The following is a 20460-nucleotide window of genomic DNA, read 5'->3' on the forward strand; positions in this document are numbered from 1 at the left end:
AAATGGTCAAAACCGATCCATAGTTGGAGAGCTGCCATGAATCGGTTTATAATAGAGTTTGAAGACCGCTTGAAAAAACATCTGTAAAAATGGTAATTACACAGAATTATTTACAGGGTCTTGAAAATAAATGGTGTTACTTGAGTTTTAATAACCAATTCATTGCATTAGCGCTTTAGCGATAATATCTTTAGCCACATTGAATGTTGGTGTTTCATCCAGTTCAAAAATCCTTTTCATATGTTTAGCAACATCTTGTAACTCAGTATCAGTGGCTTCTATTAACTCTTTTTCAGAAAAGCTTTTGCCAAAAATCGCAATAAGCATTTCGTAACTATCTTGGTGACGGCATTCTATTTCTTCATCAAAATCTGCAATGGCTGTGTTATTCCATTTGCTATACTTTCTAAAAAGTAATTATTATTTGTCATTACTACACGCATCAAATTTGTAATTAAAGGTTAAAAATATCTGCTTCAATTAGGAGTTAAAATAAGAGCTAAGTGATAGGTTAAGTTTTATACTCTGTTGGTTTTGTCGATATTAAGCTATATTTCGTTCATAATATTAAAATCATACCCCATTTGATTGGTTAAATCGGTTTAGATTTAACGCAAATAGATTTAAAAACGGAGAAATAAAAATGCATATATTTAAACTAGCTGGTGGTTTATTAGCTATTGCACTTTTGAATGGTTGTTCAGATGCGTCAATTGCATCAAATAACTTATCAAAAGCTGCAGACCAATTTGAAATTGATAGACGTGTTGTGTTTTACAACGGTATTAATGGTGAATACATGCTTGAGCTAGTTGGTAAATGTTCTATTAGTGATTTAAATAGACAGCTTGAAGTCACTTGTAAAACAGGTCCAAAGGAATATAAAAAACATTTCCTTGGGTTATCTGACAACGTAACTTATTTTGCTGAGCAAATTGATGGTGTTGGTGTGAGTACTTACCACAACCGAATCATTTGGAAGCCACAAACAATTATTCCTAATATCGACGTTGAAGGTTCAGCAAAAGATTTAACAGAAACATTAACAAAATAGATACTGTTGAAGGTAAGCTTCTTTGATAAGAAATAAGCCTTTGAGATAAATACCCAAGCAGTTAAATGCTTGGGTATTTTTTATAGATTGGAATACTTATTTAGAAACGTTATTACGGCCTTTGTTTTTCGCTCGATATAACGCTTGATCGGCACCTTTTAGCACCTCACTAAACTCTTGTTTGTTTTTTCTACTCGCAACACCAATAGAGATGGTAACTCTTACTTGTTTGGTGCCCATTCTTACTGAATCTTTACGATCTTGTTTGTTACTTCGTACCGGGTTTCTGATCGTAACCGCATAATCAGCGATGGTTTGACGAACGGTTTCCAGCGCTTCTATTACTTGGTCATGATTTTTACGAGGGAATACCACTGTGAACTCTTCTCCACCGTAACGGAAAGCTTTACCACCACCTTTTACTTCACCTATACGTGCTGCGACTAATTTAAGTACTTGGTCACCTATATCATGTCCAAAAGTATCATTAAATTTTTTGAAGTGATCAATATCTAACATGGCTACTGTGTATTTTCGACCTAAAGATAATGCTAATTGGTTGAGTGCTCTACGTGAAGGTAAGCCTGTTAAATCATCACGGTAAGCTAAGAAATAAGAGTCAACAATCACTACTAATAAATAATATAAAGCAAAAATAAAGTAATTAATTTCCCATGGAAAACTGATGTAGTAATAATGCTCAGCGATAAACAATAAACAAGTGTTCAGTAATGCAGCAGAAAAACTTGAAGCTTGTGTAATACTTCTACAGAACAAAATGAGCAAAACAACAGAGCAGGGGATGACGGTTAATAAATAATGTAACCAAGGCGCTAAAAATTGAAAACTTCCTAATTCACCTTGTTTAGTAAGATTTAATACCCAAGCATCAAAGTGTAACCAGCCGTAAGCTAAACCTGCGATAACCGCTAAAACAACTAGCCTATGTAATCCATGTATAGATAATAAACCACGATCTTTAAGAAAAGAGAGCCCAACCAATAGAAATAAGTTATTTAAGACAACCCACGTTTCATTTTGAACAAGCCATTGTGACCAAGGTAAGGCAAATTTTTCACTGAGAGAAAGAACAAGAAGCACGCCTGCTAAAAGAGTGATACGGCTATGATTGAAATAAGCGGCAAAGATAGCGGTGACGACTAGTGTGATAGGTAATAGCATATCAATCACAGAAAGCCATGGCGTCCATACTTGAGGGAAGTAATTTAATAAAGTAAAACAGAGGCTTGCCATTAACAAACTAAATGTTGTGGTCTTGACCCCTTTAAAAAATTGCAACAAATTCTATCCCACCTAATCAATATTTAACTAACTTTTGAATGAGCCATTTATTTGCTTCAATTCGTTAACTTGTTGCCTAATATACCTTATTTTAAAAATAAATAAGGAGTATTTTTAAGTACTCTGATTTATATCATAAGTACAACAAGGCTTTTATAGAGAGGTTACTTTATTAAACCTCTTGCTAATAATTCCTGCTCAAAGGCGAATGCATTTTTAACATCATCTAAGAATACATCGTAATGACTCTTCTGATTAAAGTTAAATAAAATATAATATTCCGAAGGACCTAGTTGCACATTCGTGTTAAATCCAAAACAATTGTGTTGGCTTTCATAAGTAATCCATAATTTTTGTCCTTCCTCTTCAAAAGGTGGTGGTGTCCATTGCTCAGGCTTTTGTGTATAGAGAGTATACTTGACACCTAATTCATCCAAGAGGCTAAGGTAGTCTTGTTTATTGGTACGTTTAAGTACACAGAGTAACTCATAGCCATCATTATAATGTCCACCTCTGGGATCTTTAATATAGAAAACTTTGCATTTTTTCATTGTATTGATGAACTCGGGGTTATCGTAATCAGTTTTTTCTGACATGTTTATTCCTTTAATATTACTGGTGAAATTATGTGCTTATTGATTTGTTTCTTGATTAGCTAAATACAAATAAGGCGCATAGAGAAGGCTAATAATAAAACAATAAAAAAGAGGCAATAAAGAAACGGCAATGCTTGGTAATATTATTTGAAGGTCATTTCCTACATAGCTAAAAGTTAAAATGATGCCGTATAGAAAAGTTAAGCCTCCACTAAACCAACAAACTTTTAAGCTTACCGCTAACGTTTGATTTACTGCTATATTTTTATGCATAAATAAAACGCCAATAGTAGGTAGCAATACACTTATTAGTGATACTGGGTCGATAAAAATCAAGAAGTCATCTAACACTAATAAATTGAAAATAATATAAAGACAAATGAATGGATAAACAAATAAAGTTAATTTTTTCAAAGGTGATCCTTATTTTTAATTACAATTTTTTTCTAGCGTTAAAGTCATAAACAGGCTATTCGGATCTTCTTTGTAATCGGAAAAAGGACCACAAAAGCTGAACCCGTGTTTTTGATATAAAGCATGAGCAGGTTCGAAATAAGCCATCGAACCTGTTTCTAAACTTAATGTTTGATAACCACTTAAAGTGGCATTTTCAATGAGATATTTAAGTAGCCTAGAAGCAACGCCTTGCTTTTTATAGTTGCTAGCGGTTCGCATTGATTTTATTTCTGCGTGGGCTTTATTTAACGCTTTATAAGCGGCACATCCAGCTAACTGATTACCTTCCCAAATTGTCCAAAATTTAACGCTAGGATCTTTTAGGGCAGTTAAATCAAGTGCATGTTTACTTTCTGGTGGCGAGGTGGCTTGCATATCACTTAAATGCTCTTCTAATAGAGCGATGATTTCTGGGCCTGATAAATCATCTAATTTAATGGTAAACATGACACTTTCCTTATTAAAGCCCATTAAAGGCATTCGCTTGCAGGTGATGAATAATAACTGAGTGTAAGTCATTCATTAAATTGATAACAGGGCTATTTTTTTGATCTAATAATACCCAGCCATCAGTACCCATCATCTCAATGGAAGTGATTTCAACAGTAAAATTTTTTTCCTTTGTTGGTTCGAATAAGCCTACAATTTTGAATATACCTTGCGCGCAATTAAGGCGGCTAATAGTAAATGGTTTCATTATTTCTCACTATTAAATTGAGCTTTCCCATTCCAAAAGCATTTCTTTCTTACGTGAAGCTATCTTTGGCCATAAGGTGAGTAGACTGTCATGAGTGTAATAAAGGGCGACGAGTTCTTGAGAAGACAAGGCTTTATAAGATTTACTAATGGCATTGCTTGATGAAACAAAGTAAACCACAATTTCGTCGGGTTCTCCTTCATATTGTTCCATAATGGCTTTCATTTTTTGATTGATTTCTACAAGGGGAAATATTGATAAGTCATCGCATACAACATACATTTCATCTGTATCTTCATAACCTTCTGCAACTTGTTGGCAGTTGTCATTGGCAAAAGCAGAAAAAGAAAAGCTTAATAAAATAAATAAGAAAATAGTCTTCATACTGGTTTCCTTGTGATTTATTTGTGCATTTTTAGCAATATGTTTTTTTATTATTATTTTGTAGTAATAAGATAGTCGCTCAAATTAGGGAAATAATAAAGTACTTCTACACCAGCTATTTTAGCTTGATCAAATAATGCTGCATATTTTTTATCAATGAAATCAGCTGGCTGAACAGATTTTATGCCAGAGTGTAACACGGCAAATAAAAGCACGCTGCGATGGCCTTGTTGTTTCATTTCAATTAATTCGCGTAAATGTTTTTGTCCGCGAGTGGTCACTGCATCAGGGAAATAGCCGTTGTTTGCCTGTTCTCGCTCATCTAATAAAGTGCAACTTTTTACTTCAATATAGCAATCAACTTTATGTTCATCTGTTAATAAAAAATCGATTCGACTGTTTTCTTCTCCGTATTTCACTTCCGCTTTACAGTGTTCATAACCTAATAATTCAGGGATTTGTTGTTGTGCAATAGCTTCTGCCACCAGTGAGTTTGCCTTGGCTGTATTCACACAAATCCAGTGTCCTTGCTGTGTGATTGTGAATTCCCAAGTATATTGATATTTGCGTTTTTTATTGTCAGAAGTACTGTAAAGGACTGTATCACCAGCTTCTGCACAGCCAGTCATTGCGCCTGTATTTGCACAATAGATAGTGGTCTCTGTGCCATCTTCTAATACAACATCGGCTAAAAATCGTTTATAACGCTTAATCAATACTGCTTTTTTTAAGGGAGTTTGGAATATCATCTTTCACTTCTTATTGGTGATTAACTATTTGGCAACACTTTAGTAACAATTTGCTCTTTACTATTTAAATGATAACCATTATCATTAATTGGGTTGGATAAATGGAGAACAAAATGACTATTCAAATTGAAATAGACCAAGATAAATTAACGCATTTATTTGAGCAAGGTGTTTTATGTGCCGCTGATTTTCGCTGTTTGAATAGCGAGTCAAAAAAGCAAGTGACTCAACTTTGTTTAACAAATTGCTCTAAGCATTTACAAACGATACCTTGTGCTGTTCCTATTGCGATTTATAAACAAGCACATTAATTTATCTCGTATTAAAGTGAGATTTTTCCTGAAAAATTTTCAATTAGAAAATCTACAAATGAACGTGTTTTTTGCGCGAGATATTTACGGTGCGGATACACTGCATACATAGAGAATGATTGCATTCGATATTCAGGCAATACAAGTTGTAATGAGCCGTTGTTCAGCGCATCTTCAACAATATATTTAGGCACTAACGCAATTCCTACTCCCGCTAAGGCAAACTCTTTTACAGAACGAGGGCTGTTTACAGAAACATTTGAGTTGATACTCATCACCCCTTGCAAACCTCTTTCATCCATAAATGGCCATTGTTTACCTATTTTAAAATTACTATCCACGATACAGTTATGTTGCTTTATATCATCGGGATATTTCGGCATACCATGTTGAGCGAGATAATCTGGTGATGCGCATAGAACAAGTGGAAAAGTATTAATTTTTTTAGAAACTAACGTTGAATCATCAACTGTGCCAATGCGAATAACAAGGTCAATACCTTCTTCTAACATATCTACTTTACGATCGGAAAGTTGCAATTCAACTTGCAAATTTGGATAGTGAGCTAAAAACTCTGGTAACGCTTTTGCAAGGCAAGTGTCACCAAAGGTTAAAGAAGCGCTAACACGTAACAAACCACTAGGATCGGCTTCCGCGCCTGAGACTTTATCAGTTAGTTGTGTAATACTTTCAACTAATGGCATCGCATCTTGGTAATAAATGTTACCCGCTTCGGTTAATGCCAAGCGTCTTGTCGAACGGTTAAACAATCGGACGCCTAATTGCTTTTCTACTTGAGCAACATACTTGCTGACTAGGGCTTTAGAGAGTCCTAAACGCTCACCCGCAGCAGTGAAAGAGCCAGTCTGTACAACGGCTATCACCGCTTTTAAGCCATCAAAGGTATCCATTTCATTTAATCCATTGTCAATACATTGTTGATAATGTCTCTATATTACCTCTATTTATCGACTATGCAATACGCATAATTATTAAGTTTTTAGGTGTTCAGTATCCTGTTGTTTTAAAATAACTTTTTATTTTCGCTATTATTAGCGTTTTAGCGTGGAATTGTCTGTTTAAATTTCGAACTATTTGTGTGTTGTGTATTTAATCAAACTTTAAAAAGTAATGCTGCTTAGGAATGAATAATCTACTGAGTAACTGCATGCTATTTATACTGCATTTCAAATACAAATCACGTAAACTACGCGCTTATTTTTTAAGCCACATACTAGGTGAATCATGATACGTCTTAACCAAGTTAAATTACCACTGGATCACGAACAAAGTGAACTGCAGCAGTCTGTATTAACAAAGCTTAATATTACTGAACAGCAATTGGTTAATATTCATATATTCAAACGTGGTTATGATGCGCGTAAGAAAAATAATATTACGTTAATTTATACATTAGATGTGACCTTAACGGATGTAGATGAAGCTGCATTGTTAAAAAGCTTAGAAGCCGATCAAAACGTACGAGTTTCTCCAGATACTGACTATCAATATGTCGCAACGGCTCCTGAAAACTTAACTGAACGCCCGATTGTGATTGGAATGGGGCCTTGTGGTTTGTTTGTCGCATTGATTTTAGCGCAAATGGGATTCAAGCCTATTGTATTAGAGCGTGGTAAATCGGTACATGAGCGTGCAAAAGATACCTTCCGTTTTTGGCGAACTAGTGAGTTAAATACAGAATCTAATGTGCAATTTGGTGAAGGTGGCGCAGGGACTTTCTCCGACGGTAAATTATATAGCCAAGTGAAAGATCCTGGTTTTAAAGGCTTAAAAGTAAAACAAGAATTTGTTGCTGCGGGTGCGCCAGCTGAAATCATTTACGTAAGTAAACCGCATATTGGTACTTATAAGCTAGTGACCATGGTTGAGAAAATGCGTCGTAAAATTATTGAACTTGGCGGTGAGATCCGTTTTGAAACGCGCGTTGAAGAAATTAATATGGAAGAGGTTGATGGTCATAAACAAGTGACAGGCGTAACCTTAAAAGGTGGCGAAGTGATTAACTCTCGTTACGTAACCGCAGCTATCGGTCACAGTGCGCGTGATACTTTCCAAATGTTATATGACAAAGGCGTACATATGGACGCACAATCATTCTCTATTGGTTTCCGTATTGAACATAAACAAGAGATGATTGACCAAGCGCGTTTTGGTAAAAATGCAGGGCATCCCATTTTAGGTGCAGCGGATTATAAACTGGTACATCATTGTGAGAATGGCCGTAGTGTTTATAGTTTCTGTATGTGTCCAGGTGGTGTGGTGGTGGCTGCAACGTCGGAAGAGCATGCGGTGGTAACAAACGGAATGAGCCAATATTCACGTAGCGAACGTAATGCAAACAGTGCAATTGTTGTTGGTATTTCACCTGAAGATTTTAACAATGACCCAATGCAAGGCGTTGCGTTACAACGTAAATTAGAGCGTAATGCTTATGTGATGGGCGGTAGTAACTATGATGCTCCTGCGCAAATGGTGGGAGACTTCTTAGCTGCAGGCCAAGGCAAGCCTTATGAGAATGTTGAACCTTCTTACAAACCTAACGTTAAAATGACTGACTTAAGTGATGCGTTACCACAATTTGCTATTGATGCGATTCGTGAAGCGCTCCCTGCTTTTGCCAAGAAAATTCGTGGGTTTGATAGCAAAGATGCCATGCTAACGGGTGTTGAAACGCGTACATCTTCGCCAATTCAAATTAAACGTGGTGCAGATTTCCAAAGTATCAACACCAAAGGTTTATATCCAGGTGGTGAAGGTGCGGGTTATGCAGGGGGGATTTTATCCGCTGGTATTGACGGTATTAAAATCGCAGAAGCAGTTGCGTTAAAAATGTTGGCTGATTATACCAATCACGATAAATAGCTTATCTATTTTACTGGCTAAAACAGCCCACTTCTTCGTTATAAATTTCGTAAAGGGAACAGCCATTTACGTCAATTTATACCTTGAATTGAACTGTTTTTTCTTCGCAAAATTTAGATAACATATTTAACGCAATTGGTATTAAACGCTTAACTTTTAGCTGTTATATAGATATATAAAATAAAAAAGGTGATCATTGCTTAAAAGCATTATCACCTTTTTTATTATCTGTTTTTTGGAATTAAAACTTAAACTTCAAGAATAGGGATCGGGCTTGTATTTTGTGAAGCGGCAAAGTCGATCAATTCTAATAATTTATCTTGAATTACCACTAGGTTTCTAGAGGCCACTGCTTCTTCTAACGGCTCATTGAGTGATAAACCATAACTGCGAAATCCTGATTTTGTAGGAATGGATAACGACATTGGAATGCCTTGCGCAACGCCTCCGCCAATTAACTCAATCGCTCTGTCTCTGATTAATACTTCTCTAGGGTTTTGGATAGGTTGAAAAATAATGCCATTTTCATCGGAACGCAGCATAATACCTGAACGGTCAGGTCGCCAGCTTTCATCTAATTGTCCCATAAAGCGCCATGCACAATACCATTCTTGGCAAACCGATGGTCTATGTTGATAAATTTTACAACCACCAGTTTCCATTAGATTTTCACAAGCTTGTTCAGCTGGCTTTTTGAAGTCTTTATCGTCAATTAGCAGCTCAACACAACAAGCTGTGCATTCGCCACATTCTCGGTTTGCGACTAAATGTGATTCGTTATCTTCACTCATACTAACTACTCATTTGTTCTTTATTGTTGGTTAAATCGTTAATTAGATACTTATTGACTATGCTGTTTTTGACGATGTAGTAATTTACTTTGGCTTTTACCCGTTGTTTGTTTCTTTTGTGCTGCATAGAGATTAAGCGTACTAAATACACCTTTTAATCTTGATGCGGTGTAATCCATCTCAATTTTAGGTAAAACACTTTCATGCATTTCTGGAAACAAAGCTTCAACGGCTTGAGACATTAATTCAAATAATCGTTTAAGGTTAATTTTATGGGTTTGTCCCGTTTGTTCAAATAACCAATCGGTGATCGCCATAAAATTTTCAAAGGGGTTGTCTTTTAAAATATGACCTAATGAATGTTTAAAACGGCCTGAATTACCAATCATATCCCAGTAACGTGCAAAACGATTCACCAACTGCATTGTTGCAAAATCAATTCTGTCTGTGCTTAAAATATTAAAGGGCGGTAATGGATTAAAACGTAAATCAAAGGCTTCAGTATGACGAATGATTGGGCTGCCTTTAAGACGTTTCAAAATACCCATTTGGATTTCATGCGGTTTACAAACATAAAGCTGATTAAAACTATCTTTAAAACTTTCAAAGGTTTCACCCGGTAAACCAAAAATTAAGTCAGCATGGATATGCGCCGTTGTATTTTCTTTTAACCAAATTAAATTATCTTTGGATTTAGGGTTGTTTTGTTTACGGCTAATGTTGGCTTGCACTTCTTGGTTAAAGGTTTGAATACCCACTTCAAACTGCAAACTACCTTCAGGGAACTGCGCTAACATTTCTTTGAGTTTACGTGGTAAATGATCGGGTACCACTTCAAAGTGCAAATACAAATCATCAGTCATTCTGTCTAAGAAAAACTGCATAATTTGTAATGACGTTTTAATGTCTAAATTAAAGGTTCTATCAATAAATTTAAAGTTACGCGCACCACGTTCATACAAAACTTCCATCTGCTTTAAGAAGGTAGTTAACTCGTAAGGGTTGGATTTAGTGTCTAAAGACGATAAACAAAATTCGCATTTGAAAGGACAACCACGAGACGCTTCAACATAGAGTAAGCGATTCTTTAAATCTTCATCGCTATAATATTGGTAAGGCATTTCAAGATCATCTAAATTAACAGGTTTAGACTTTGAAATTTTGTTCTCAGGCTCTTTATTATTAATTAGATCCTTACATAACTCATAGAAACTAATATCTGCTTCGCCCGTTAATACATAATCTGAAGTTTGTACTATTGCTTGTTGCTCTGATTCATAGCTCACTTCAGGACCGCCTAACACGACTTTAACTTCCGGTGCGATCACTTTTAAAAGGCTAACAACATTCGTCGTTTCAACGATATTCCAAATATAAACACCAAATCCAACGATGGTTGGTTTTGACGCTAAAATTTGCTCAACAATATCAATCGGCCACGTTTGAATTACAAATTCTTTAATCTCAGCAATAGGCTGCAATTCTTTTAAATTTGCATACAGGTAACGTAAGCCCAAACTTGAATGGATATATTTAGCATTGATGGTCGCTAACACAATTTTAGGTGGCAATGCTCCTTTGATAACAGGAGGCATAACAGTGGAAGCTGTTCCTGTTTCTTTGATATTCAGATCATCGTTTATTAGATCACTGTCTATCAGATTAATGTCTATAAGTTCATTGCCGAATTGTTGCATAACCGTTGAAGTCTTCAGTATTTGGAAAATATGTGCGAATAATACAGCAATCATTAAATTTATTCAGCGGATGTTTTTTCGCTATATCAAAAACAGCGAAGTAGGGTAGTTATTTTGAATGTGACATTATTAAGAGAGTCTTAAATGCCCGCTAAATATGCAGGGTATGGAACAAAAATCAATCTGCTAATGCCTTATTCTTAGTTTCTGGAGTTGATGAAACTGAAAGCCATAAAGATATGGTAGAACGATATAAACATAAAGTGTAACTTCTTGGAATACAGAGATTGCAGAGTAGCTAGGCTATATAATGATGTTAATATACTTGCTCCCTACACGTTTATTGATTTAAAAGTCAGGCATCTCCTAGACTGATTAAGGAACCCCAATGTTTGCAGTTATCTTTAAAGCAAAACCTGGTATTCAAGATGAAGAATACGGTAAAACAGTCGCTAGAATGCGTGAACTCGCATTTGAAAAATACGGCTGTCTCGATTTTATTGCCGTCACTGAAGGTGACCAAGAAATTGCCATTTCTTATTGGGAAACCGAAGAAGCGATTAGACAGTGGAAAAGCGATTCAGAACATTCACTCGCGCAAGATGCTGGTCGTAAGAAATGGTATGAGTCGTACACTGTTCAGGTTGTAGAAATTAAACGTGAGTATAAATTTAATGAATAGAACCTGCTTCCTTTAATCATTTCTGAAAGATGTTATTTAGTTGTCAGAATCTATAATTCAGCTACCTTAAATTAAAGAAAGATAATTTCACTGCCACTTCAATTTTATAATAAGGTCTTTATAAGCGACTTCTTCATTGATCATTTTTATAATGTAAATTAGGGAAATAACATGATTAAAAAAGTATTAATAGCTTCAACAATGTTAACTGCAACCGTTTGTGCTACAACGGTTAATGCATCGGAGGCACTTCATCAAGCTATGTCAGCAGCAATGGGGGAAGCAATAGAAGATGCTCGTTATTTGCAAGTGTTAGCGAATTATGGAATGCCTGTTCCTGATTTTAATAATGATAAATCTCTCGTTAATTCAACTGATTATAAATATCCAACCAGTATTGAAAAAGGCTCGTTATTGCAACGTGTGCTTGATACTGAAACCTTACGACTGGGATGGATCGCCGTTGGTTCACCTTGGTCTATGCCGGGTAAAGATAATGAGCCGATTGGCCTTTCTGTTGAATATTGGGCTATTATTCAAGATAAATTAAACGCTCACTACAATAAAAATATTAAACTGGATTGGGTTGAGTACACCAGTAAAGTCGGTAATAACGATATGTATAAGTGGTTAGCCACTGATAACGATCAAGATTGCGTTAAGCTCAATACGGGGTCAATTGAAAATTGTTACGATATTATCGGCGGCGCTTATGCCATTAATGCTCGTCGTAAAGCACTTTCTTATATGTCGCCTGCTTACTACCCTTTAAATATGTCTGTTGTACGGACGCGCACACCTTTTAAAGATCCCACTATGAAATTGAATTCCGCCGAAGAGATTCTGGCTGCGATAGCTGATCCTAAGTCAGGATTGATTATTGCGGGTTATGAAGATACTGGTGAGCATTCAATTATGAATGGCTGGAAAAAGAAATACGGTAATACTTTTACTATGAATTTCCGTACTCCTCAATCTAATGTACTTGAATACGCAGAAACGGCTGGCGCTCATTTTGTGATGGGAACTAATGCTCGTCTTGCTGTCACACGACAAAACACACCTGAGTTCTGCGCTGAGTGTGAATTTATCCCAAATATACTAGTGTTTGGTGGTGTGGGGTTTGCAACAAGCCTTCCTGAAAATAATAAGTAAATTTTGAACAAGCCACCGTATTAGCTTATGTTAATGCGGTTTAAACTCTTTTAAATGTAGAAATACTTGTGTGCTATAAATCCTATGAATAAATTAAAATCTATTCTATTGCTGATTTCAGCTTGTTTCTGTTTTCAATCTTTTGCTGCTGAAATTCCAAGTAGTGCGAGATCGGAAAGGGCGATTGCACGTGTTGAATTACCTTTAAAACAAGCTTTGTCTGCATTAGATTTAGAATACGGCGCCCCTATTTTCATTCGTATTTTTAAAGATCCCGGTGTTCTAGAGGTTTGGGTTGAATCTAAAAATGGGCTATATGTTCATTTTAAAGATTACGATATTTGTTATTTTTCTGGAAATTTAGGGCCGAAAATACGAGAAGGTGATAATCAAAGTCCTGAAGGTTTTTATTTTGTAAATGCTAGGCGTTTAAATCCGTGGAGCAGTTATCACCTTGCGTTTAATTTAGGTTATCCAAATCGATACGATCGTTTTCACGGCCGCACGGGTAGCGCATTAATGGTTCACGGTAATTGTGTTTCAATTGGTTGTTACGCAATCACGGATGATTATGTTGATGAAATATATGCATTGGCTGCTGCGGCCTTAAAGTCTGGTCAACCTTTTTTTAGAGTCCATTCATTCCCCTTTAAGCTTGATGATAAAACGCTAGCAAAACATAAAAGCAATCAATGGTACCCATTTTGGTTAAACCTTAAAGAAGGTTACGATTATTTTAATGAACATAAACAACCTCCTAATGTTGAGGTGATTAATGGGAAGTATATTTTTGGTGAAAAATAACAATTATTTAAAATTATAGTGTTTTTCTCACGTTGTGTTTATTTCTTATAGTAAAAGCAACAATACCAGTGATCATGTTTAAATCAATCGCCCCCATTTCAAGCGTATTAATGCTATCTATATCTAATCCTTCAAGCCAATAACGGCCTTGATGATCAATTTCAATTATTTCTTTTACAATTAATCCGTAAGTAGGGTGTTTTACTTTAACTATTTTTCCTCGTTTTAATAAACGAGAAAAAATTAGATGATGAAAAATAAGATAGCTGCCGTGTGGAATATGAGGAGACATACTTTTTCCGACAACTTTATTAATACTTAACAAAAATTAAGCGCCTTTTAAATCAGGATAAACAACGTCTTGTTGAGGAGGATAAGGGCAAGTCGCAGTGTAAGTTTTGACGCCTTTCGTTTCCCAAAATATTTCAGCAAAACGATTCACTTTTTCTAGTAAAGCTAAGCTTATTTCTTTATCTATGGTTTGTTTTGCCTTTGAACTTAACAACATAATTGAATGCGTTAATTCATGTAACTCAGGAAATGCGGCTAACTGTGGCGCTTTGATATAATCCCCCCAAATGGTTGTGATTTCTTGTTTGACTTTAATACCATGCTCTTCTTTTTGAGCAATTAAACGCTGTAATTCTGACATACTTGTAAGGTCTATTATGTCTGCTGTTTGTAATTCTTTTAGCTCATTGATCAGATCAACCATTCGAATAATGGTTAGTACGGCAATCTGTGCAGCACTTGGATCATAGATTTTACAAGGAATATCACAGTGTGCAGATACCGTGTTGAATGCGTTTTTTTTATCTAAATATTGCATCATAGTATGTAACATTCTATTTCCCCTTGGATGGTGATTTTTTGTTTTTCATTACATTCATAATGATGTAGCCCACTAATATAATGGGAGCTAGCCATATTGCATGAATTAAAAAAGACCAATTAGAATGATGGTCATGTCCGGCATGTGCAAAGGCACTTAAGGGTGTTGCACTCAAAAAAACTAACGCGCATTTTTGTTTTAAATTTTTGAACATTATTTACCTCTAAATTAATGTAATGAATGACCTAATTGGTCATAAGTATTGAGTTGCTCTACAACTTGGTTGATAAATTTAAATTCACTAGGATGGTTTTTAGCAAATTCTAAGAGTGGTGGAAGTGTCATTTTTAATGCTGAACTAGCTGTTAATTGCATTTCCTGTGATGCTTTTGGATTACAAGAAAGAGCTAACATTTGTTTGAATGGTTTAACTAAAGCATCACGGCTAAGTTTGATTAGCCCCTGTTGCTCGTAAGTTGTAGCAACATTATGATAACCGCATATCCAACCTTGAATGACTTGTTGTATATCAGCATTTTCAGTCGTTATTGAATTTTCTAATAGGGTGATTGCTTTGTTGTAATAACCTAATGCATCGCACCATTTTTGATGGGTAAATAAGTGATTACCTTGATTCATAAATTGTTGCCATGCTGCCATTTTTTAACCTTTTATTTTTGATTAAATCTTAATGATATTTATTATCATTTAATTATCTGCATTAAGGTTTGATTTGTAAAGTGTTATTTCAGTTCATTTCTTTATTTTTTCAGCAATGCGCTTTATAAGGATATTAAAATTAACTATAGAGTTAACATAAATTAATGTATTTTAGGGTTAATTATAGAAAGAGGAAAAAACATGGAACGCAAAAAATCACTGATTAAACAATTAAAAGAACAGGTTGATGAGATGGTTCCATTAGCTATCAATGGTGAAAATATTGGTTCAATGATTTTTTGGTTCGATAATTATGGTGCTTTTATTACATTTGCTAAATGGAAACTTGAGGAGTTCCCATGGAGTTTTCCCTATGAAAATAATATTGATTTGTCCGAATTTGATGTGTTTGATTATGATGAAATGAAGTTAATCTGTGAAGCTGTAGAAGCATTTTATGAAGAATTAAAAACTGATACTGCTTTCTTATCGTTACCATTACGAGAAGGATTTCAATTTTGTTATTTTGACAATATGGTTGGAGAGCCTTTAAATGGAGTTAAAGATGAATTTGATTATAGCTTAGAGCAAGCAACGGCAGTGGTGCTTGATTATCTTAATAAGAGTATTATTGAACATGCATTAACGAAGTTGGAAGAGGTTACGTTTTCTAGTGAAGCGATGAAGACCACTTTGATTTTTTCAGGAGAGGAGCAATATGAGGTTTCTTCATATTTAGATTTAGATATCGGTTTTGCTTTCACTCGCTTAATGAAATCTGCAGAGAATAATTTCTTTATGCTCTGCGAAAAAATAATAAACTCATCTATGTTTGAAAAAGTAGCTAAAGCGGATGAGGTTAAATTTAAAATATTTCTTGGCGCAGAAGAGTTTTATCAAGTTAATTATCAAACAGAAACTGAAAAGCTTGTTAAGCTTGATTGATTTAAACTCATTCTAATTTTAACTTTAGATTGCAATAGAGAGAAGGAATAAAGATGAAAATAGTATTCTTAGATGCATTAACCATGGGCGATAGTGATCTTTCTGTTTTTGATCATCTTGGCGAATTAAGTGTTTTTCAAACCACCAATGCTGATCAAACGGCCGAAAGGCTAACTGGGCAAGATGTTGTGATCACTAATAAAGTGTTGATCACTGCGCAACATATGAAAGATAACCCACAGTTAAAGTTGATTTGTATTGCTGCAACTGGGACTAATAATGTTGATTTAATCGCGGCAGAGAAAGCAGGGATCACCGTTAAAAATGTATCGGGTTATTCTACTGAAAGCGTTGCGCAATCTACCTTCTCTTTGTTATTTCAATTAATGCATCAAAGTCGTTATTACGATAATTATATTAGTCAAAAGCAATGGTGTGATAGCCCTGTTTTTACACATATTGAACGTCCTTTTTTTGAACTTAAAGGCAAACGTTGGGGCATCATTGGTTTTGGCGAAATAGGGCAACGAGTTGCTGAGCTTGCTAATGCATTTGGTTGCGATGTTTGTTATCACTCTACTTCTGGGAAGAATACACAACAAAGTATTCCTCAAATAAGCCTAGAAAGTTTATTAAGTGAATGTGATGTTATTTCTATTCATGCGCCATTAAATGCACAAACAGAAAATTTAATCGCGATGAAAGAATTGAAGTTATTAAAATCGGGCGCGGTGATCATGAATTTAGGCCGTGGCGGTATTATTGATGAACAAGCCATGGCTGAAGCCTTGGATAAGCAGGACTTTTATCATGCAACGGATGTATTAGCGGAAGAGCCTATGTTGGCTGAACATCCTTATTTATCAATAAAAGCATCGCATCGACTTGTTGTGACACCTCATACCGCTTGGGCAAGTGTAGAAGCGCGCCAATGTTTATTAGAAAAAGTGGTGCAGAATATTGTGAGTTTCTCTGAGTAATTCGTTTTTACTTGAGCGCTTTTATAAAGAAAAACCCCGCTTTATCGTCATAAAGCGGGGTTTTTAATTTTTATCTTTAACGACTTAAATTAACCTGGAAAGAAAATCAGTTTCATCAAGAACAATACCGCTAAGAACCAAACGCTTGCGCTTAATTCTTTTGCTTTACCACTTGCTACTTTGATTGCTGCATAAGCAATAAAACCGATTGCAATACCGTTTGCGATTGAGAATGTTAATGGCATCATGATCGCTACAATTACAACCGGTGCTGCTTCTGTAATATCATCCCAGTTGATGCTTTTTAGTCCGCCAACCATTAGTACTGCAACATATAATAACGCGCCTGCTGTAGCGTAAGCTGGAACCATACCTGCTAACGGTGCAAAGAAAAGGGCTAATAGAAATAACACGCCAACCACAACGGCTGTTAAACCAGTACGACCACCTTCAGCAACACCTGACACACTTTCGATATAACTTGTTGTTGTCGATGTACCTAATACTGAACCTGCAATTGAAGCGCCACTATCCGCTAATAGAGCACGGTTTAAACGAGGTAGGTTGCCCTCTTTATCTAATAATTTTGCTTTATCTGCAACGGCGATTAATGTGCCTGATGTATCGAACAAATCTACAAATAGGAATGCGAAGATAATGCTGATCATACCTACGTTAAAAGCACCAGCTATATCCATTTGCATAAAAGTAGGTGCAATGCTTGGAGGCATAGAAACGATACCTGCATAATGAACGTCACCCATGATTAAACCGATAACAGTTACGCCTAGAATCGCGATCATCACGCCACCTTTAACACGGTAATGTGCTAACGCGATTATTGCGATAAAACCTAAACAAGCTAATGCTGCTGGTAATGCGGTTAAGTCGCCTAAGCTAACTAATGTTGCTGGGTTAGCAACGACAATTCCCGCATTTTTAAGAGCGATTAATGCTAGGAATAAACCAATACCCGCTGCAATCCCTTTACGCATTGGTAATGGAATTGAGTTGATTATCCACTCGCGTATTTTAAATAAGCTTAATAGTGTGAAACAAACACCCGATAGGAAAACAGCACCTAATGCGACTTGCCAGCTATAACCAAGGTGTAAAACAACTGTGTATGAAAAGAAAGCGTTTAAGCCCATGCCTGGCGCTAGTGCAACAGGGTAGTTAGCGTAGAAGCCCATAATAAAACAACCGATTGCAGCTGCTAAACAAGTTGCTACAAAAACAGCGCCAGAATCCATACCGGTAGCAGATAACATTGATGGATTAACAAAAATGATATACGCCATGGTTAAGAAGGTAGTAAAGCCTGCAACAATTTCTGTTTTCACATTACTGTTGTTTGCGCTTAGTTTAAATAATTTTTCTAACATAATTTTTCCATTAGTAGAATAAGTTGTGGTGGTTTGTTTTGACTGGTGAGTGTTTTACGAGTCAGCATAAAATGGGTGCAAGTATAAAAATAATTACTTGGATTAGCTAGTACCAAAACAAGATTAACTTTAGTCGACTAGTTTCAGATCAAAAAAAACTGGCCGAAACCAGTTTAGATTTATTTAATGAAGCTAAAACTTATTTGATATCTTTAGTCGATTCAGTTTTGATCACGGTATCAAAACGTATACCTTGATCATTAATGTCTAAGTTCATATTCATATTCATGTTGTAGTCTAATAACATCATCAGATCTTCTGGTACGTCTTCTCCAGATGCGTTTATAACATCTATAAGAGGAGTAAAGATTCGTTCGATATCAAAAGATGTTTGGTAAAGACCATTTGCTGAAAGCTTTTCAGTTGCTAACTTTTCAGCGGCTTGTTTACCTAAGTCACCATTAAAAATAACTAAATGATTACCTTTTATTGCTACTTGAGGATTGATGTTTAATGCTGGGTCAATAGGTACTATTTCATTTAATGAAACTGTTTCACCACCTGTTGTTAATTGTACTTGTTGTAATTCAGGAGAGAACATTTTCAGTGAATTGAAAATTGTTTCAGGACTATCGGCATGAAGTGCCACTACTGCTTGTAAAGATTCTAATTGTGGCTCTCCGTTTAGATCTTCACTTACTTCATAATCAAATAAACCAGCACTTATCCCTTTCACACCAGCAGCCATATTAGTTGCCATACCTAGCATGCCAATAGATTGTCCAGCTTCACTGATTTGAGCTTGCATTATACTTAAAGGTTCACATTGGTAAGTAGGTGTTTGTAAGTCATTCCAAATAGCGGTTAATGAACTTGATAACTGACTCACATCTAATCCAAGAGAAACCGATGCAATATTGTTTTCAAAGTCTTGAGCATAACTAGGAATAAAACCACGTAATGATTTTAAGGCGCTTAATATTACTTGGCTCTTACTCTCGATCACATAAGATAGCCCAATAGTCGCTTCTTCTGCTGTTACATCCATTTGTGTATAACCAAAGGAAGTACGTGGCCAGTTGTGAGCGATTGAAGTAAATTCAGCCTGACATACTTGGTTTTGTAGCATGGCAAATGGTTGGCTGTTGCTTTGCTCTGAAAGAGTGGTTAATTGCTCTGCAAGCAGGCTGTTTTTTACGCCAGTGATCCCTTCAATGATCGCCACGTGATTAAGGAAACCGACACCTTGTTGAGAGAATTTATGTTTTTTAACTATATCTGAAACGGTACCTGCATCGGCTAATGAATGTTCTGGTTTGTCAAAACCCAGAGCGATAGCTAATAATTTTTCTGAGCCTAATAGCTCAGTGTTTAAGGTGATGGTTAAGAATCCATCTTTTTGAGCAATAATAAGGTCAAGTGGTGTTTCTTCTTCTGGCGAGGTCACACGATAAATACGATAAGCCATTTCACCGAACATACCGTCTTCGTGTGAAAACCCTGTTTCGAGCTCGTGTTTATCTAACAAATCCCAGATAGCTTGTGGGTTTGCAATTTCAATTTTTGCAACGGGTAATAAACCTAATGTGTATACATAGCTTCGAACTGTTTCGCCTAGACCAAACGTTTTAATCATTTGCTCTGGATCTGTCGTTAAAGCTTGGTATTCGGTGAGCAAGCTAAACAAAAATTTCTTAGCAGGAGTAGCATCTTCTGCTGTGCCATATAAGTTTTCTAATTGTTGAATATCTTCTGCTGTGGAGTAATTTTCGGCAAGAGCAAGATAGTCTCTAATTGGCTCTGGTTTTAAAGCACCTGCGAATAAAACAGTATCAGCGGGAACATAATCTAATACATTGTAAGCTTGTTCATATTGCTGATATAGATAAGCAGCTGCACCAATAGAGGCGACTGCCGCTGGGATTAATAGTTTTTTCACAGTTAAAACTCCATGAGTTGTATGTTAATAAGTTTGTTAATCTAGCAACAATAAAAGTGATATTCCATTGTTATTTATTGTTATATTTATTTTTTTATAAAATAGTTAACCCATTTTATATAGGACTTTAACAGTTAAATAAAAAAGGAATATCGGTG

At 35.7% G+C, this 20460-nt stretch carries 24 protein-coding genes; 8 read left to right on the top strand and 16 right to left on the bottom strand.

Going from position 1 to position 20460, the window contains the following annotated elements:
- Positions 1-159: 159 nt before the first annotated feature.
- Positions 160-327, bottom strand: a complete 168-nt coding sequence (locus E2R67_RS16675) for a hypothetical protein (RefSeq protein ID WP_166739391.1) — start codon at positions 325-327, stop codon at positions 160-162.
- A gap of 316 nt (positions 328-643) precedes the next feature.
- Here E2R67_RS16675 and E2R67_RS13065 point away from each other — a divergent pair, with 316 nt between their 5' ends.
- A complete protein-coding gene (locus tag E2R67_RS13065) occupies positions 644-1054 on the top strand; it encodes a beta-sandwich lipoprotein (protein WP_134291404.1) in 411 nt (136 codons plus the stop codon).
- Between the two features lie 96 nt (positions 1055-1150).
- Here E2R67_RS13065 and E2R67_RS13070 read toward each other — a convergent pair whose 3' ends face one another.
- The 7 genes from E2R67_RS13070 to sfsA all read right to left on the bottom strand — a co-directional run bounded on the left by E2R67_RS13070 (position 1151) and on the right by sfsA (position 5238).
- Positions 1151-2308, bottom strand: a complete 1158-nt coding sequence (locus E2R67_RS13070) for a GGDEF domain-containing protein (protein ID WP_243837023.1) — start codon at positions 2306-2308, stop codon at positions 1151-1153.
- 212 nt (positions 2309-2520) lie between these two features.
- Positions 2521-2952, bottom strand: coding sequence for a hypothetical protein (locus E2R67_RS13075; protein WP_134291405.1), 432 nt, complete (start codon positions 2950-2952; stop codon positions 2521-2523).
- Positions 2953-2988: 36 nt separating this feature from the next.
- Positions 2989-3366 carry a hypothetical protein gene (locus E2R67_RS13080; RefSeq protein WP_134291406.1) on the bottom strand — a complete coding sequence of 126 codons (378 nt, stop codon included), beginning with the start codon at positions 3364-3366 and terminating at the stop codon, positions 2989-2991.
- A 15-nt stretch (positions 3367-3381) separates the two neighbouring features.
- Positions 3382-3855, bottom strand: a complete 474-nt coding sequence (locus tag E2R67_RS13085; RefSeq protein ID WP_166739392.1) for a GNAT family N-acetyltransferase — start codon at positions 3853-3855, stop codon at positions 3382-3384.
- Between the two features lie 13 nt (positions 3856-3868).
- Positions 3869-4105: a hypothetical protein gene (locus tag E2R67_RS13090; RefSeq protein ID WP_134291408.1), complete on the bottom strand. Its 237-nt coding sequence runs from the start codon at positions 4103-4105 to the stop codon at positions 3869-3871.
- A gap of 12 nt (positions 4106-4117) precedes the next feature.
- Entirely contained in the window at positions 4118-4489 is a 372-nt protein-coding gene (locus E2R67_RS13095; RefSeq protein WP_134291409.1) for a hypothetical protein, read from the bottom strand.
- A 53-nt stretch (positions 4490-4542) separates the two neighbouring features.
- The gene (gene sfsA, locus E2R67_RS13100) at positions 4543-5238 is read right to left on the bottom strand and encodes a DNA/RNA nuclease SfsA (protein WP_134291410.1); all 696 of its coding nucleotides are present in this window, start codon (positions 5236-5238) and stop codon (positions 4543-4545) included.
- Positions 5239-5351: 113 nt separating this feature from the next.
- Between sfsA and E2R67_RS13105 the strand changes: the two genes are divergently transcribed.
- Positions 5352-5549 (top strand): hypothetical protein, encoded by a 198-nt coding sequence (locus tag E2R67_RS13105; RefSeq protein WP_166739390.1) that lies wholly within the window; start codon positions 5352-5354, stop codon positions 5547-5549.
- Between the two features lie 11 nt (positions 5550-5560).
- Here E2R67_RS13105 and E2R67_RS13110 read toward each other — a convergent pair whose 3' ends face one another.
- Positions 5561-6460: a LysR family transcriptional regulator gene (locus E2R67_RS13110; RefSeq protein ID WP_134291412.1), complete on the bottom strand. Its 900-nt coding sequence runs from the start codon at positions 6458-6460 to the stop codon at positions 5561-5563.
- Between the two features lie 334 nt (positions 6461-6794).
- Here E2R67_RS13110 and E2R67_RS13115 point away from each other — a divergent pair, with 334 nt between their 5' ends.
- Positions 6795-8432 (top strand): NAD(P)/FAD-dependent oxidoreductase, encoded by a 1638-nt coding sequence (locus tag E2R67_RS13115; RefSeq protein WP_134291413.1) that lies wholly within the window; start codon positions 6795-6797, stop codon positions 8430-8432.
- A gap of 248 nt (positions 8433-8680) precedes the next feature.
- Here E2R67_RS13115 and E2R67_RS13120 read toward each other — a convergent pair whose 3' ends face one another.
- Together E2R67_RS13120 and E2R67_RS13125 are read right to left on the bottom strand one after the other, a co-directional pair.
- Positions 8681-9223, bottom strand: a complete 543-nt coding sequence (locus E2R67_RS13120; protein ID WP_134291414.1) for a YkgJ family cysteine cluster protein — start codon at positions 9221-9223, stop codon at positions 8681-8683.
- Positions 9224-9273: 50 nt separating this feature from the next.
- Positions 9274-10974 (bottom strand): B12-binding domain-containing radical SAM protein, encoded by a 1701-nt coding sequence (locus tag E2R67_RS13125; protein WP_243837024.1) that lies wholly within the window; start codon positions 10972-10974, stop codon positions 9274-9276.
- A gap of 334 nt (positions 10975-11308) precedes the next feature.
- Between E2R67_RS13125 and E2R67_RS13130 the strand changes: the two genes are divergently transcribed.
- From E2R67_RS13130 to E2R67_RS13140, 3 genes are all read left to right on the top strand, one after another.
- A complete protein-coding gene (locus E2R67_RS13130) occupies positions 11309-11602 on the top strand; it encodes an antibiotic biosynthesis monooxygenase family protein (protein ID WP_134291415.1) in 294 nt (97 codons plus the stop codon).
- Between the two features lie 171 nt (positions 11603-11773).
- Positions 11774-12757, top strand: coding sequence for a hypothetical protein (locus tag E2R67_RS13135; RefSeq protein WP_134291416.1), 984 nt, complete (start codon positions 11774-11776; stop codon positions 12755-12757).
- 84 nt (positions 12758-12841) lie between these two features.
- Positions 12842-13561: a L,D-transpeptidase family protein gene (locus tag E2R67_RS13140; RefSeq protein WP_134291417.1), complete on the top strand. Its 720-nt coding sequence runs from the start codon at positions 12842-12844 to the stop codon at positions 13559-13561.
- Between the two features lie 13 nt (positions 13562-13574).
- Here E2R67_RS13140 and E2R67_RS13145 read toward each other — a convergent pair whose 3' ends face one another.
- The 3 genes from E2R67_RS13145 to E2R67_RS13160 all read right to left on the bottom strand — a co-directional run bounded on the left by E2R67_RS13145 (position 13575) and on the right by E2R67_RS13160 (position 15053).
- Positions 13575-13886, bottom strand: coding sequence for a S24 family peptidase (locus tag E2R67_RS13145; protein ID WP_134291418.1), 312 nt, complete (start codon positions 13884-13886; stop codon positions 13575-13577).
- Between the two features lie 3 nt (positions 13887-13889).
- Complete coding sequence (gene sodN / locus E2R67_RS13150) at positions 13890-14405, bottom strand: superoxide dismutase, Ni (protein ID WP_134291419.1); 516 nt, start codon at positions 14403-14405, stop codon at positions 13890-13892.
- Positions 14406-14621: 216 nt separating this feature from the next.
- Positions 14622-15053 (bottom strand): DUF2753 family protein, encoded by a 432-nt coding sequence (locus E2R67_RS13160; RefSeq protein WP_134291421.1) that lies wholly within the window; start codon positions 15051-15053, stop codon positions 14622-14624.
- A 201-nt stretch (positions 15054-15254) separates the two neighbouring features.
- Between E2R67_RS13160 and E2R67_RS13165 the strand changes: the two genes are divergently transcribed.
- On the top strand, positions 15255-15998 hold the full coding sequence (locus E2R67_RS13165) for a hypothetical protein (RefSeq protein WP_134291422.1): 744 nt from the start codon (positions 15255-15257) through the stop codon (positions 15996-15998).
- Positions 15999-16051: 53 nt separating this feature from the next.
- Entirely contained in the window at positions 16052-16978 is a 927-nt protein-coding gene (locus E2R67_RS13170) for a D-2-hydroxyacid dehydrogenase (RefSeq protein WP_134291423.1), read from the top strand.
- A gap of 89 nt (positions 16979-17067) precedes the next feature.
- Here the strand turns inward: E2R67_RS13170 and E2R67_RS13175 are convergent, their stop codons facing one another.
- Together E2R67_RS13175 and E2R67_RS13180 are read right to left on the bottom strand one after the other, a co-directional pair.
- Positions 17068-18363, bottom strand: a complete 1296-nt coding sequence (locus E2R67_RS13175) for an NCS2 family permease (protein ID WP_134291424.1) — start codon at positions 18361-18363, stop codon at positions 17068-17070.
- A gap of 199 nt (positions 18364-18562) precedes the next feature.
- Positions 18563-20302, bottom strand: coding sequence for a hypothetical protein (locus E2R67_RS13180; RefSeq protein WP_134291425.1), 1740 nt, complete (start codon positions 20300-20302; stop codon positions 18563-18565).
- Positions 20303-20460 lie beyond the last annotated feature (158 nt).

This window comes from Psychromonas algicola, from assembly GCF_004378355.1.
GTDB lineage: Bacteria > Pseudomonadota > Gammaproteobacteria > Enterobacterales > Psychromonadaceae > Psychromonas.

Coding starts and splice junctions, on each gene's coding strand:
- E2R67_RS16675 (WP_166739391.1), bottom strand. CDS start 327: ATGCTTATTGCGATTTTTGGCAAAAGCTTTTCTGAAAAAGAGTTAATA.
- E2R67_RS13065 (WP_134291404.1), top strand. CDS start 644: ATGCATATATTTAAACTAGCTGGTGGTTTATTAGCTATTGCACTTTTG.
- E2R67_RS13070 (WP_243837023.1), bottom strand. CDS start 2,308: ATGGCAAGCCTCTGTTTTACTTTATTAAATTACTTCCCTCAAGTATGG.
- E2R67_RS13075 (WP_134291405.1), bottom strand. CDS start 2,952: ATGTCAGAAAAAACTGATTACGATAACCCCGAGTTCATCAATACAATG.
- E2R67_RS13085 (WP_166739392.1), bottom strand. CDS start 3,855: ATGTTTACCATTAAATTAGATGATTTATCAGGCCCAGAAATCATCGCT.
- E2R67_RS13090 (WP_134291408.1), bottom strand. CDS start 4,105: ATGAAACCATTTACTATTAGCCGCCTTAATTGCGCGCAAGGTATATTC.
- E2R67_RS13095 (WP_134291409.1), bottom strand. CDS start 4,489: ATGAAGACTATTTTCTTATTTATTTTATTAAGCTTTTCTTTTTCTGCT.
- sfsA (WP_134291410.1), bottom strand. CDS start 5,238: ATGATATTCCAAACTCCCTTAAAAAAAGCAGTATTGATTAAGCGTTAT.
- E2R67_RS13105 (WP_166739390.1), top strand. CDS start 5,352: ATGACTATTCAAATTGAAATAGACCAAGATAAATTAACGCATTTATTT.
- E2R67_RS13110 (WP_134291412.1), bottom strand. CDS start 6,460: ATGGATACCTTTGATGGCTTAAAAGCGGTGATAGCCGTTGTACAGACT.
- E2R67_RS13115 (WP_134291413.1), top strand. CDS start 6,795: ATGATACGTCTTAACCAAGTTAAATTACCACTGGATCACGAACAAAGT.
- E2R67_RS13120 (WP_134291414.1), bottom strand. CDS start 9,223: ATGAGTGAAGATAACGAATCACATTTAGTCGCAAACCGAGAATGTGGC.
- E2R67_RS13125 (WP_243837024.1), bottom strand. CDS start 10,974: ATGATTGCTGTATTATTCGCACATATTTTCCAAATACTGAAGACTTCA.
- E2R67_RS13130 (WP_134291415.1), top strand. CDS start 11,309: ATGTTTGCAGTTATCTTTAAAGCAAAACCTGGTATTCAAGATGAAGAA.
- E2R67_RS13135 (WP_134291416.1), top strand. CDS start 11,774: ATGATTAAAAAAGTATTAATAGCTTCAACAATGTTAACTGCAACCGTT.
- E2R67_RS13140 (WP_134291417.1), top strand. CDS start 12,842: ATGAATAAATTAAAATCTATTCTATTGCTGATTTCAGCTTGTTTCTGT.
- sodN (WP_134291419.1), bottom strand. CDS start 14,405: ATGTTACATACTATGATGCAATATTTAGATAAAAAAAACGCATTCAAC.
- E2R67_RS13160 (WP_134291421.1), bottom strand. CDS start 15,053: ATGGCAGCATGGCAACAATTTATGAATCAAGGTAATCACTTATTTACC.
- E2R67_RS13165 (WP_134291422.1), top strand. CDS start 15,255: ATGGAACGCAAAAAATCACTGATTAAACAATTAAAAGAACAGGTTGAT.
- E2R67_RS13170 (WP_134291423.1), top strand. CDS start 16,052: ATGAAAATAGTATTCTTAGATGCATTAACCATGGGCGATAGTGATCTT.
- E2R67_RS13175 (WP_134291424.1), bottom strand. CDS start 18,363: ATGTTAGAAAAATTATTTAAACTAAGCGCAAACAACAGTAATGTGAAA.